The following is a 13,740-nucleotide window of genomic DNA, read 5'->3' on the forward strand; positions in this document are numbered from 1 at the left end:
TATCACTCTAAGATATTGCAAGTTTTCACATTTTATTCACGTCATCAAGCGTAATATATCGTCTATAATCTAAGGTTAATAAATTGCAGGTTGATAATATATTAAAGAAACTTAAAAATAAACTATCGCACCAAGAGTATGATTCGTATATTTCTCTTATGGAATATGATGAAAATACCTCTAGGACAGACTTAGAGGTATTTTATGTGCCAAATATTTTTGTAGCAAATTGGATAAAAGGTAATTATATCGACATAATCGCAGATATTTTTAAAGACGAAAATTCTAATGGTATCCGCCCAGAAATTCACATTAAAATTAAAGAGAAAAAAGGAAATGTGAAAAGTTTAAAGGTGAATAAAAGCACAAATCAGTTTCAAACCAATATCCTCTCTCTCAATCCCTTTTATTCATTTGAAAATTTTGTTGTCGGTAAATCTAATGAACACGCCTACACGATAGCAAAACTTGTAGCACAGCAGCAAGCAAGTATGTATAATCCTGTCGTATTCTATGGGCATTCCGGACTTGGCAAAACACATCTTTTAAATGCAATAGGTAATTATGTCAAGGAGCAAAATAAAAATGTCATATATGTGCCAGCTGAAGAGTTTTTAAACGAATATACAGAGAAGATTAAGCGTGGCACGATGGATGGATTCCGTGATAAGTATCGCAAGTGTGATTACCTGCTCATTGATGATGTGCAGTTTTTAGGTGGTAAAGATGGTATGCAAGAGGAGCTACTTAATACCTTTAATGCCCTTTACAACGCACAAAAGCAAATTGTGATGACAAGTGATAAGCCCCCTAAGGAGATTAAAGGTTTAGCAGATAGGCTACGTTCACGATTTGAGGGCGGGGTGATGGCAGAGATTACCAATCCAGACCTTGAGACAAAAATTTCCATCATTATGTCTAAATGCGAAATCAATCGTATCAGCCTTGATAGAGGGGTGATTGATTACATTGCTTCTAATATACACGGCAACATTCGCCAGATTGAGGGGATTCTCTCTACGATTAACTTAAATTTGAATCTCTCTCCAGAAAGCAGTGCACGTAAAGTCGCTGAAAATGTGCTCAAAAGCTATCAAAATGAAAAGCTAGAGGGTATTACATTAAATAATATCATTAAAGTAGTAAGTAAGGAGCTTAATATCAAGCCAAGTGAGATTGTATCTAAAGAGCGCAATCGTAAGATTGCCTTTGCTAGGCGCGTGGTGATTTATCTCGCTCGTGCTTTGACTATTAACTCTATGCCAATGATCGCTAAAGAGCTAGGTATGAAGGATCATAGCTCGGTGAGTAAAGCACTCAAGGCTATTGAAAGCGAAATCGCTCAAAATAACACCACAAAAAGTATTATTGAGGATCTTAAGAGCAGGATTCAGCAGAGTTTGGATAATAACGCCTAATAAAGCTAGAGGTATGAGTTTAAGCATAGTGCTAGATTTTCAAACATTGTATGAAATATGATTTTGTGCTTAAGCTATACTTAAGCACAAAATCATCATAATACGCGTGATCTACACACTCATCTGTATTAAATTTACCTCTTTTATCGCATTCCGTATCACACAGCCCCACCCCCCTAGCCACCTCTCAAATCAAAAGCAAAGAGCCTGTGCGGGATTTTGGCGAGGTTTTTACCTAGCCTAGAGAGGTGCGCGCTATGCTCTCCCTCCTCCACAAAGAGCTTTTCCAAATGAGAGCCAAAGAATCGCCCATATTTTGCAAAACCAGATCTTTGGGATTAGTATTACAGAGCTTACCGCCATGCTCCCACTGCACACTCTATGCAAGTAAAAATGCAACTCATCCTACACTTTCCCTTGCTAGGCTGCATAACGCACATTTCTAAAGCCCAGATGGGCTGATATTTTATGCCAATCTCCCTCATCATTTTAATAAAAGAGTAAATGTATAGAATGCGGCGCGAGTGAAGGCTACAATCGCAAGGAGGGATTAGAGCAGCTTTATACACGTAGAGGGCTTTTCTCAGGTGACAAGGCATTTTGAAACCCACAGCCCGTCATTGCGAGGCAGTGGCGAAGCCACAATGAAGCAATCCATATATATGCAATCCAATAATGAGCCAAATCTCTCGCCCGCTTCATTTTACATATTGCAAGTGTGGATTAGCACTTCGTGTAAATGCGGTGTCTACATCGCAACAGCAAAGGCATAATATGATTTTCTCTTTTCATCAAATCTTATTGATTTAAGCGAAATTTTTTTTAGTTTGTTTTATATTTATGCTTTTTATTTTAGAGTGTAAGGAGTGAGTGATGAGCATAAAGTCATTGATAAAAAATAATGCGATATATCAAGCATATATCCGCCCATTGCTTTTGGCATATAAGCACAAAAGAGAAAAGGCAATGAACGATGAAACATATTTTTTAAAAAGGCATAAAAAGATTTTTGGCTACAAGGCAGACTTTCGCAATCCGCATACATTTAATGAAAAAATCATTCATAGAATACTCTTTGATAGAAATCCCATTTACACCATTTTGAGTGATAAATTAAAAGCAAGAATCTATATTTCACATATCTTAAAAGATATGGCAGATTCATCGTGTGCAAGGGGGGGGGTCGTGTGCTAAAAGCATAGAATCTAAGATACAAACTCCCTCTAACCTACATCTTTTAACTTTTACCTCCCAACTTTTTGAACCCCTAGACCTCATATACGATAGCCTCTTTATGAGTAATCAATGCCTCTATCTCCCTAAGCTTTATGGCATTTATAAAACTTTTGATGCTATTGATTTTGGCATTTTGCCCCATAAATTTGTCATAAAAACCAATCACGATTGCGGCGGAGTAGTTATGGTGCAAGACAAAGAAGCCTTTTTACAAGATGGCATATCTCAAGCAAGAGATAAAATAATGTGGCATTTGCAGCATAATTACTATGAGCAATATCGCGAGTGGCATTATAAAGACATAGAGCCCCGCATTTTTGTTGAAGAACTACTAGGAGAGTGTATAGAGGACTTTAGATTCCATTGCTTTAATGGAGAGGTGGCTTTTATCCAAGTTGCTAATGCCACACATACGCGCAATGATGTATTTGACACACAATGGCAAAAACTTGATTTTATGTATCTGAATCCACCAAGTGATATACCCCCGAAGAAGCCTACCAAGTTTCATCTAATGCTTCATCTTGCCAATCTTTTATCAGCCCCTATGAATTATGTGCGCGTGGATTTGTATTGTGTAGATTCTAGGGTGTATGTAGGAGAGCTTACCTTTACCCCAAATGGAGGCACAGGAAAATTTTCCCCGCAAAGCTTTGATAGATATTTTGGCGACTTGTGGCACATATGAAAAATACCTCTGTTTTGTTTTTGTGCGTGGGGTGCATTATAGGTTGGGGAGCGTTTATCCTGCCTCAAGATTTATTTTTAAGCAAGGCGGGACTGCTTGAAAGCATTATAGGGCTAGGGCTTGGGGGTGTGGCTATTTGTATCATCGCAGCACAATATACATATCTACTTCAACGATACAAAAGGAGCGGAGGGGAATTTTATTTTACCCTTAAAGTATTGGGGCGCACACACGGCTTTATTTGTGGGTGGTTCATAAGCTTGGCGTATTTATGTATCATTCCGCTTAATGCTACAGCACTTAATGTGATGAGCCATTCCTTTGGATTCTCTGGCGATATCGTGCTTTATCATATCAATGGCAATGCGATTTATCTTTTAGATATAGTGATAAGTATGTCAAGTATCGTGTGTATGGGGATTCTTAATATATTAGGCATAAGGGCTGCATTCTTATTGCAAAAGATATTTACATTGCTTTTGTGCGGAAGCGTGGTATTATTTTTTGTCATAATGGGCATAGATTCTGCCTCTTATGAGAACTTTCTCTCATATTTTTATCAAAAAGAGATAAGCCTCTATGGCGTAATGGCGGTTTTTGCTCTCGCTCCTTGGGCGTATTTGGGGTTTGATTGTGGAGTGCAGATTATACAAGCTATTGCCTATTGCAAAGGCATATTTAATTTTTTTATTTATCTCTCCATTTGGATAGGATTTGCACTTTATGCGATGCTAATATGTATTACCGCTTTTGGCGTGGCAAGAGATGAGATAATTAATCTTGGGTGGGCTACGCACGCAAGCATAGAGGGGTATTTTAGTATTTTTGGAAGCATAGTGCTTTGCATAGGTGTATTAAGTGCACTTTTTAGCGGGATTAATGGATTTTTTATCACCACAAGCAAAATTTTTGAACGATTAAGTATAACGTGCTTTATCCCCGCGACACTTATCAAGCAAAATCGTTTTAATGTATCTTATCGGGTTGTTTATGTGATAGGATTCATATCTTGCGTGATGGTTATTTTTGGTAGAGAATCTTTGCTGTATATTGTAGATATGTCTTGCGTTGGCATTATCGTTGGATTCTTATATGTAAGTATTATATCGCTTTTGCTAAAGCAAAGAGAGAGGCAGCGCATTAGCATTTCAAGCCTTTTGGCTTTGGGTTTAAGCATTATATTTGACCTTTTAATCTTTGTGCCATTTTCTCCAGCACCCCTTAAGCTACCCTCTATTATCGCATTAGCAATATGGGTATTGGCAGGGATACTCCTTTTTGCAAGAGCTAGGAGGAATGCGAGTATATAGAGTGCGGAAAGATAAATTATAGGAATGGACTATTTTACTTTGTGGATGTGGAGTGGTAAGTGTATCTTAAAAATTGTAAAGTGCAAATGCAGTGGCTTAAGCCGCAAGTGGAAAAGCCCAAGCGATTTGGCTTATCCATCTTCGTAAAATATCACAAGGGCAATAGCAAAACATCATAAATCTAGCTTATCGATAGGCAATTTCTCCGTGTAGGCTTTGGTCTAAGCCATTTTCTTCTTGTGCTATATCCACGCGTAAAGGTGTGAATAGACTAATGACTTTTAAAATCGCATAGCTTACCACCGCAGATAGCGCAAAACACGCCACAATAGCGATAATTTGCACAATAAGCAATGTGAAATCCCCGCTGTAAAATAAGCCCTCTCCCGCCGCTTCCTCAAGCAGTTCTTCATTTACCGCACTTGTAGCAAAAAGCCCTGTGGCAATCCCACCCCAGATTCCCCCTACGCCGTGCAAACCAAAGGCATCAAGTGTATCATCATAGCCAAATTTTGACTTCAAAAAACTGATGGCAAAAAAGCAAATGGGCGAAGCGAGAAAGCCAATGATGATAGCCGCAAATGGGGTAACAAACCCAGCTGCAGGTGTGATAGCTACAAGCCCAGCGACAATGCCCGTGATAGAGCCTAGCAAGGTTGGTTTGCCATATTTGAGCCATTCTAAGAGCATCCACGAGAGCATTGCCCCAACAACAGAAAAATTCGTAGTGATAAAGGCATTTAAAGCTACAGAATCTACCCTTAGCGCACTGCCGCTATTAAATCCTAGCCAACCTAGCCATAGCAAAATCGCCCCGATGAATGAAAGCGGGAGCGAGTGAGGCAAAAGCCCCTGATGAAAGGTGCGTTTGCCAAGCATTAGGCAGCCTACAAGCCCAGCCACACCTGCAGCGATATGCACCACCCCACCACTAGCAAAGTCCAAAGAGCCAATGGCGACAAGCCAGCCACCACCCCACACCCAATGGGCTAATACATCATATACAAGTGTGCTCCAGCAGAGGATAAAAATCAAAAGCACTCCAAAGCGCATACGTTCAACCACCGAGCCGGTGATGATAGCCGCACCAATCACGGCAAAGAGCATTTGAAAAAATGCAAAGAGGTTTTCGGGTATGCTGCCGTGTATAGAATCTATGTTGGATAAAAAGAGATGATTGAGACTACCGATGAATAGCCCTATATCATTGCCAAATGCGAGTGTATAGCCGATAATAACCCATTGCAGGGCGATAATGGCATAGAGCATAATGCTATTTAAGGTCGTACTAAGGACATTGTGGCGATTTACCATACCTGCATAGAATAGCCCTAGAGCAGGAGTCATCAGCAAAACAAGGGCTGAAGAAGCCATAACAAAGAGCATATCAAGCGCTACAATATCATTTGTGCCCTCTGTATGTGTGCCAAATACGGTATTTGTGAATAATAAAAATATAAGAATTGCTTTCATAGTATCTCCTTTAAGTCAAAATAGTGCTGTTGCTTTATGCTCGATGTCAAATAGCGTCTTCTCCGGTTTGCCCCGTGCGAATGCGAATGACATTTGCAAGGGGGATAATGAGAATCTTGCCATCACCTGCGCTGCCTGTGTTGAGCGTTTGCTTAGCGGTAGTGATAATCTCCTCTATGCTGCTTTCTTTAGCGATGATTTCTATGCGAATCTTGGGGAGCAAATCAAAGGTTTGCTCACTCCCGCGATAGATCTCTGTCTTGCCTTTTTGCGTCCCTGCACCCATCACATTGCTTACCGTCATACCCTTAATGCCCTTTTGGACTAGGGCGTCTTTAAGCACATTGAGCTTTTCTGCGCGTGTGATGATTTCAACTTTGAATATATTTTCCATAAATGCCTCCTTTGGTGGATTGTGGATAGATATTGTGATATTGCGAGTGAATTGTATAGCATATAAACTTATATAAATATTAGTTAAGTTTAGATTTATATATAAATTTTTTTAATTAAGTTTTATTTAAGTAATTAGAGAGTGGGAAAAGATGGGGTTAAAAAAGAGAGGAAAGCATTAAAACAAGGGCAAAATGTAAAGTTTAATGTGTCGTGCAGGCGGAATGAAGATGAAAAGAAAGATTCACTAGCTATATTCATAAGCTAAGTGATGGAAAGGGCTTTAAGGAAGAAATGCTTGTATATTTCCTACTTTTACGCCTAGTATGTGTTTCATTTCGCTACTGCTAACAAGCTTAATGAGCATATCACCCCTACCGGTGAGTTTCTCTGCCCCTGTCTCATCAAGGATAATTTTAGATTCTGTGCTTTTTTGCACACTTAGGGCTATACGAGAGGGAATCGTAGAACGTATTTCTCCCTCAAATGCCTTAGCGTCGGGTCTTTGTGTGGCTAGAATGAGGTGGATTCTTGACTGCCTTGCCTTTCGGCTCAATCGTGCGATATTTGCGCTAATAGCTTTATTTTTTATCAAATCATTTACTTCATCAATGATTAAAATTTTATAAGACATACTCTCATAACTCACTCCTTGTGCGTTACTTTGATAGCGCGATTCCATTTCTTCGACAAAGGATTCTATTGCTGCTTCTGCCTCGCTTGTGTCTAGAATCTCAACTTTTTCCCTCTCTCTAAATACTGCAAAATCACCCCCGCCTTTTGGGTCAATGATAGTAATTTCTGTACTTTTGTTTTGCAATAAACAAGTGATGATATTTTGAAGGAATATCGATTTGCCACTTCCTGTTGTCCCTCCAACAAAACAATGCACAGCTTCTACCAAGTCAAAACAAAAGGGCTTTTTGTCCCTATCCATTCCTGCAAAGATTCCAAGCTTATAATCTCCTCTTTTTATCATTTCTAAGCCTTGTGCGAATGCTCTTTCGCTAGGGTATTGCCAAAGATTTTTATCTTTTGGAATACATATATCAAAAGTCTTGCTCACACCCATACATCGCTGAATCTGCACCTTTTCTCCAAATTCTGTGTCTAAATGTTTGCAATGCCTCATAAAAGCATCAATTTTCGTAGAATCTTTTAGTTCTACTTTGATGATATAATGCCTATACGAATCTTTCTCATTCACAATATGAATAGGAATAGCAAATTTCTCAAAATATGCAACTAGGCAGTGGCTCTTGTCTCCACCTTTTTGTTGTGCTTGTTTGTTTTGTGCGATACCCACATTAGCAAGGCGAGATTCTAAAGACAGATTATCTAAACACCATTGATAGAAGCAATCGCTATTTTTGTAGCTATTGTGTATTTCATATAATCCTCTCTTTATATATTTGCTTAAAATATCTGTGTAACATTTCTCATCGCTAAAAATATTTTGCTTTTGGGCATCTAGCTCATCTTTGTGCTGCACATAAAATAACGCTCTTAAAGCTACATCAAAATCTTCTTTTTCATCTTTGCCTTTGCCTGTGATTTGCTCTAAATGATATTCCTTACCCCTATCGCCACCTAGCTTTTTATTCTCCCATAAAGGAGCATTAAGCGGTGATTTAGGCAGACTAAGTGCCTTAGCAATAGCGATACGTAAAACATAATATTTGGGCAAATCCTTTTTTTCTAAGCCTTGATTGAGGATTCTATCTATAAGAGTCTCCTCGTGATTGGTTGTGTAAAAATCTGCCATAATCTTCTCCTATAATATTTCATCTTTTGTGGCTACTTTAATGTATGCGTGGCTTCTATCGCTTTGGTTTTCAATCTTATATAATCCTGCGATATGAGGCTTAGCATATTCATATTCTCTTGTGCTTATTTCTGTATCGGTAGGCAGGATAATAGTTTGCAGATTCTGTGCGTAGTAATTTTGGATAATTCTTGCCCGATTTGCTCCATCAATCCTACCTAATGGTGTATCGATAATAAGCGGAATGTGAGCGTTAGATAACTCACTTAATGCCCAAAAGATTGCAATAGCTAAAAGCTGATTTTGTCCGCTGCTTTGAGAGCCTATGTAAATATTTTCAAATCGCTCATTTTTTAAGGTGATTTCAAATGCTTCATCAATCTCTACTCCCGCGATATTATCTTGTGTAAGGAGTTGATATTTTTGCAAGATTTTATCTTTTAGCTCTTCTTTCAAACATAAAATAAGCTTAGTTTTATATTGCCTAAGAGTCTCTTGTAGATATTCTAGAATCTGCAATTTATCTTCTATCCTTTCTAAATGTATGTGCTGCTTGAGAGATTCAACATCTCTTTGCAAGTGATTGATTGTTTCTTGTAAGTTATTCTCTTCTGCTTTTGTATCTCTCATCATTTCTTCATGATGTTTTGTATCCTGCATTAGATTTTCAATCTCTTGTTCCTTTTCCAGCTTCCTGTTTTGTGTATATTCATCGACATAAAGCTCATCAATCTCGTGTTTAATGTCGCTAAGATTATTTTTTAGTTCCTTAATAGCTGTAATATCGCTACTTAAGCTATCATTTTCAAATCGAATAAGGCTAAGGCTTAGAGTAGTAATAAGTGCGGGTGTTATGTAAGAGGAGTAAGAAGCGCTTTCTGCTAGGCTTTGTGGGAGAGTATCAAGCACCTTTTCTATAATTTCTTGCAATGTATCTATATTTATATTTGAGGATTGTAGATTTTCTTCTTGCGCTTTAGATTCTATAATATTGAGAGAGTGGCTTTTAAGCTCGGGTAAAAGCCTATTATACGTATCAATATCTTGGCTTTGTCTGCTTTCTTGTATATGCTTAAGTTCATCTTTGAGTTGTGATAGAATCTTAGGATTACTATCGAAAATCACATATTTTAAGTTTTCTTCTAGATGGCTTTTGTGTGTTTGCAACTTCTCATCTAGTGTGTCTCTTTCTCTATAAAGCTTTTTTTGCGCTTCATCACTATCAGCTATAAGTTTGTCTTTTTCTTTGTGTAATTGTGCTATGCGACTTTGATTATCTTGTATGTAAGATTGTAAATCTTTTAAACGTTTGCGTGTGGATTCTAGAGTTTTCTTACCATCTGTGAGTTGCCTATTTTTAGTTTCAAATTCTGCCCTTTGTTTATCATTATCGATAGCTTGTTTTTGCAACTCTTGCTTGATATTATCAATTTGCCTTATCATAAGCTCTAAAGGCTTAATGCGTAAAATCTCCTCGATTTTCTCTTTTAGATTACTCCGTAGATTCTTGCTTATCTCGCCGATTTCCTCACCATTAAAAAAGAAAAAATCCACAAAATTACTTGGCAAAATCATTACATTGATTCTCTCTTGTGCCTCCTCATCAGCAAATTTTTCATCGCCTAAACACAATGTGATACGCTCACTCACATTATCAAATACATTTTCAAATGCCCTCTTAATCACAAAATGTTTTTGGTTTATCCTGCCCTCAAGGCTAATGTAAAAATTTTCTTGCATTTCATTAAGGGCATTGGTATTTAGCACACCACTATAACCCTTTTTATCACCCTTGATAAATGCTAAAGCCGAAGAAACCTCCTTGTGCTTCTTATACAAACCACTTTCTCTATTAAACTCATTTAGCCCGCTGCCACAAATGGCAATTTTGCAAGCGTTAATAAAACTCGTTTTACCAAAGCCATTATTACCATAAATACAATAGAGATTTTTGCCCTCAATGTGTTTAAACACCACTTCTACCTTTCCATAATAAGCAAAAAGATTGCAAATAGTGATTTTTTCTATAAACATTTAGCCCTCCTGCTTACTTGTCTTGTCATCAAGTAATTTGTCTATCTCTTTTTTGATTTGCACTCCTGCGCTATTGCGTCCTTTAAGGGAGCTGTTATTATAAATATCTATACAAGAGCTAATAAGGTTCTCTATTTGGGTAGTATCTATACCATTACATTTGCTTTCATTTTCGCTCACTATATGCTCTAAAATCTCCTTATGGAGTAACTTGCCTTGCTCTAAGTCTATATCTTTCATTCTGCCTACCTCCTTTGCTAATATAATGGCACTCTTATTAAAGTCAAAATCCCTATCCCACTCTTTTTGTATGGCTAGAATCTGCTCATCACTGATGAGTTGCTTTCCGCCATTTTGCATAAATACCCTTTCAGTCTCTAAAAGTCTTTGTAGTATTTCCTTGCGTTTGTGGCTTAGAAATGGTCCTAATCCTCCTACTTTATACACTGCCCTACCATCACGTTTGTAATCCGCCCTCGCATTAGCATTTTCCCTTAAACGCTTGATATAATTTCTAAAATCATTTAAGGGTTTAAGATGTTTTTCACCAGATTCTATAAAGCCCTGCAAGGACTTATCCTCATTTACCACCGTGCATACCCAGCAGCCAAATCGCGAGCCACCACAACTGCTTTGACTTAAGTCCGTGATAAATTGACACTCATCACCGCCTGCTTTTGCATAGAGACTAAACAATTCGCTATGGTCTTTTTCCCATAAGGGCTTATGAGTAGTGAGATACGCCCATACCTCATCTGTACTCCATTCTGCGATTGGCGCAAATGTCAATGTATCGGGGAAATCGTGATGTTGAGAGTAGCCATCTTCATTAAGTATGCGCTTTTGTATAGATTTTTTACGATGGCTTGATTCTGCCTTTCTTGTGCCAAGTATCAGGAGCGCTGAACCATATCTGTGAGTGATTTTAGCCACTTCAGCTTTTGCAGGAGTGATTTTTAGCCTATCAGTGCACCATCTAAAAGTGCGAGTAGGGCTTGGATAACCTTTTCCAATGAGATTTACCCAAAAGTCATCTTTGAAGCTTGGCTTTACTTGCAAAATTTCAAAGGGAATGTGATTTTCTCTCGCATGAGTATTGATAGAATCTACAACATTATGTAAAAATGCATCGATATGAGGAGCCTCTACAAGCGTATTTGAAGCGATAGCATACGTCTGTCTTTGCTGATGTTTAGGCAAAGAGGCAAGCATTTCATACACAAGTTGCAATAAGCAAGTAGAATCTTTACCTCCACTAAAAGCGACAACCCACACACGTTTTGTGGTAAGAAAACGATGTTTTATGTTTTCTATGGTGGTTGTAATGAGATTATCCACGGGAGCGGAGGAATGTATAGAATCTACAATATCTGCTGTAATAGCTTCAAAGCCATTATCAAAGGCTTCCATAATGCCACATTGTAGATAAAAAATATCCTTGTGGGGATAAAGATGCCAAAAATCAGTATTTTTGCTAAGTTTTAACGCAAGATTCTTTGCCGCGGTAGCACTAAAACACACGATGAGAATAGGTTTTAATGCCAAAGATTTAGCGCGATGAGATGTTAGCTGGCGGGGGGGGGGGGTAAGAATAAAAGTATATCTTTCAGTGTAGGCAAATGCACAGAATCTTTTAAATGTGCGGAGGCAAAGGCGAGTTTGGAGCGAATATCAATAACACAAAAATCTCTCAAACCTTTTTCTTTTAGCATAGATAAACTTAAAGCCTTTATATTGTCCATCACATCTCTTTTTGAAAATAAATAAATGATAGATTGTAGCATTTTTTGATAAAACATCACTTTATAACAAATACTCTTTTTCATAATGAATGAAAGGCTTTAAAGTGGCTTAAGCACATCAAGTAGGAGGTTACATATTAATTGGCAAACCTATCTTAGTTGTTTATATCCTATGAAATTTATGTGCAAATTGAAAATCAGCTCGTTTGTAAAATAAAATAGAATTTTTTGAGGATAGTTTATCAACCAAAGCTAAAACTCCTTTAAAATCAAAAAGCCATAGCGAGGGGGGGGGGATTCTATCTTATGCTTTAGGCGTTTGTTTTCTACAAAGCTTAGTGAATCTTAGCAATAGCATTTATATCATTATAATCAAGCCTTTGTTTTCTTTATCCTGCCATTATAAGCAGATTCTAAAAGCTCATATCTAGCCTTAAAGAACCATAGCTATGAAACTCGTCTTGCTCTTTAAATTTCTTGCTACCCCTAGTGAAGAGATAGCTAAGCGAGATATTTTTATATCCTATTGCCACTCCTAGCTCATATTCATATAGAGTGCGCTCTAAATTGAGGTGGCTTTTCACCCCTTTAAAGGTATTGCCCTCTATAAATATATCACGTCCCACAATAGAGCCATTCACTCCTGCTAAAGCATATATTTTTAGCCCGTTATTAACTATCACTTGAGACATTTTAGATTTATATTTTTGGATTCCAAAGTCGTTTTTTATGCCATATCCTATACGCAATCTTGCTCCAGCACTTATGGCGGTGTAAGTATTCCCCAAAAAAAATTGCCCCTGTGGCAAAATATCAAAAACATTGTCTATAAGTTTCAAAGGATAAATAATTCCATAATGCAAATTAAGTAAAAATTCATTTTTTATTTGTGTATCCCAGCCACGTGAGGGATTTTTACCCGTAAGTTTATGGACGCTATTTTGGATTTGCTCTCCTAATGCAAGAGGACCAGCTAGCCCTATATCAACGCCAAGCTGCTCCATAAAATTTCTAGTCCTATTGATAGAGCTAAAAGAAGCAAGGATTGCTGCTCCATAGAGCATATCATCACTTGATGGCTTGGTGGCAGATTTATTTGCGGGGGTATAGATTTCTTGGCTAAGCGATACATTCAATCGTGCAAAAGAATGCTTAGACAAATATGAAAATAATTTCATTTTATTCAAAAAACTATTATCAAATTCTTTGCTTGTATAGCTTAGGTAATGTCCCGCTGTATAATATTTATCAGAACGTATGAAATCCTCGAAATAGACGTCATTTTCGCTCACCACACTTAGTATATGATGTTTATCTTTTTTAAAATCACTTTCACAAAATGCAATAAATGGAAGCAAAAGCAACAATGCAATATGTCTTACCCTCGATATAGCAGATAAATAGATTAGCATATATTTAGGCGACATAGGCACATTTAACTCCTTTGTTTTACTCATCGTATTTTACACCAACTTTAGATTCTATGTCACATATTCCTTTGTCATTGTGGTAAATCGCCGCATTTACCCTTATGGGACTTAGTCCCTCCGCTCCCGTATGTGCTTGAGGTTGCAATCCTCACTTGCAAAACCTCTTAAAGTGTCGTAAGGGGAGGAGGAGGTGAGCGGGTAATCTAGCGAACGATATATAAGGGAGAGTGAGAGGTATATTCTCAAACCGA

The 13,740-nt window shown here is 37.7% G+C and carries 12 protein-coding genes; 5 read left to right on the forward strand and 7 right to left on the reverse strand.

Annotated elements, in window-relative coordinates; genetic code table 11:
• Positions 1-83 precede the first annotated feature (83 nt).
• From dnaA to V3I05_RS05815, 5 genes are all read left to right on the forward strand, one after another.
• Positions 84-1,418 carry a chromosomal replication initiator protein DnaA gene (dnaA, locus tag V3I05_RS05795; protein WP_343352936.1) on the forward strand — a complete coding sequence of 445 codons (1,335 nt, stop codon included), beginning with the start codon at positions 84-86 and terminating at the stop codon, positions 1,416-1,418.
• Positions 1,419-2,005: 587 nt separating this feature from the next.
• Positions 2,006-2,191, forward strand: a complete 186-nt coding sequence (locus V3I05_RS05800) for a hypothetical protein (RefSeq protein WP_343352937.1) — start codon at positions 2,006-2,008, stop codon at positions 2,189-2,191.
• Between the two features lie 100 nt (positions 2,192-2,291).
• Positions 2,292-2,612 (forward strand): hypothetical protein, encoded by a 321-nt coding sequence (locus tag V3I05_RS05805; protein WP_295698905.1) that lies wholly within the window; start codon positions 2,292-2,294, stop codon positions 2,610-2,612.
• The gene (locus V3I05_RS05810; RefSeq protein WP_295698902.1) at positions 2,587-3,342 is read left to right on the forward strand and encodes an ATP-grasp fold amidoligase family protein; all 756 of its coding nucleotides are present in this window, start codon (positions 2,587-2,589) and stop codon (positions 3,340-3,342) included. The genes V3I05_RS05805 and V3I05_RS05810 overlap by 26 nt, the downstream gene beginning before the upstream one ends.
• The gene (locus V3I05_RS05815) at positions 3,339-4,652 is read left to right on the forward strand and encodes an APC family permease (protein WP_343354255.1); all 1,314 of its coding nucleotides are present in this window, start codon (positions 3,339-3,341) and stop codon (positions 4,650-4,652) included. The genes V3I05_RS05810 and V3I05_RS05815 overlap by 4 nt, the downstream gene beginning before the upstream one ends.
• A gap of 186 nt (positions 4,653-4,838) precedes the next feature.
• On the opposite strand, the gene V3I05_RS05820 is transcribed toward V3I05_RS05815, so the two are convergent.
• From V3I05_RS05820 to V3I05_RS05850, 7 genes are all read right to left on the reverse strand, one after another.
• Entirely contained in the window at positions 4,839-6,053 is a 1,215-nt protein-coding gene (locus V3I05_RS05820; protein WP_300732856.1) for an ammonium transporter, read from the reverse strand.
• Between the two features lie 118 nt (positions 6,054-6,171).
• Positions 6,172-6,519, reverse strand: coding sequence for a P-II family nitrogen regulator (locus V3I05_RS05825; protein ID WP_300447296.1), 348 nt, complete (start codon positions 6,517-6,519; stop codon positions 6,172-6,174).
• 282 nt (positions 6,520-6,801) lie between these two features.
• Entirely contained in the window at positions 6,802-8,283 is a 1,482-nt protein-coding gene (locus V3I05_RS05830; RefSeq protein ID WP_300447294.1) for an FtsK/SpoIIIE domain-containing protein, read from the reverse strand.
• 9 nt (positions 8,284-8,292) lie between these two features.
• Positions 8,293-10,317, reverse strand: a complete 2,025-nt coding sequence (locus tag V3I05_RS05835) for an AAA family ATPase (protein ID WP_343352942.1) — start codon at positions 10,315-10,317, stop codon at positions 8,293-8,295.
• Complete coding sequence (gene dndC / locus V3I05_RS05840) at positions 10,318-11,862, reverse strand: DNA phosphorothioation system sulfurtransferase DndC (protein WP_300859583.1); 1,545 nt, start codon at positions 11,860-11,862, stop codon at positions 10,318-10,320.
• A 20-nt stretch (positions 11,863-11,882) separates the two neighbouring features.
• Complete coding sequence (locus V3I05_RS05845) at positions 11,883-12,059, reverse strand: hypothetical protein (RefSeq protein WP_300734010.1); 177 nt, start codon at positions 12,057-12,059, stop codon at positions 11,883-11,885.
• Positions 12,060-12,472: 413 nt separating this feature from the next.
• Positions 12,473-13,486 carry a lipid A deacylase LpxR family protein gene (locus V3I05_RS05850; RefSeq protein ID WP_343352944.1) on the reverse strand — a complete coding sequence of 338 codons (1,014 nt, stop codon included), beginning with the start codon at positions 13,484-13,486 and terminating at the stop codon, positions 12,473-12,475.
• Between the last annotated feature and the right edge of the window lie 254 nt (positions 13,487-13,740).

Source organism: Helicobacter mastomyrinus (assembly GCF_039555295.1).
GTDB classification, from domain to species: Bacteria; Campylobacterota; Campylobacteria; order Campylobacterales; family Helicobacteraceae; genus Helicobacter_C; species Helicobacter_C mastomyrinus.

Excerpts from the sequence above, each read along its gene's own strand:
- V3I05_RS05805 (WP_295698905.1), top strand. The coding sequence starts at position 2,292 with ATGAGCATAAAGTCATTGATAAAAAATAATGCGATATATCAAGCATAT.
- V3I05_RS05815 (WP_343354255.1), top strand. The coding sequence starts at position 3,339 with ATGAAAAATACCTCTGTTTTGTTTTTGTGCGTGGGGTGCATTATAGGT.
- V3I05_RS05825 (WP_300447296.1), bottom strand. The coding sequence starts at position 6,519 with ATGGAAAATATATTCAAAGTTGAAATCATCACACGCGCAGAAAAGCTC.
- V3I05_RS05830 (WP_300447294.1), bottom strand. The coding sequence starts at position 8,283 with ATGGCAGATTTTTACACAACCAATCACGAGGAGACTCTTATAGATAGA.
- V3I05_RS05835 (WP_343352942.1), bottom strand. The coding sequence starts at position 10,317 with ATGTTTATAGAAAAAATCACTATTTGCAATCTTTTTGCTTATTATGGA.
- V3I05_RS05845 (WP_300734010.1), bottom strand. The coding sequence starts at position 12,059 with ATGGACAATATAAAGGCTTTAAGTTTATCTATGCTAAAAGAAAAAGGT.
- V3I05_RS05850 (WP_343352944.1), bottom strand. The coding sequence starts at position 13,486 with ATGTCGCCTAAATATATGCTAATCTATTTATCTGCTATATCGAGGGTA.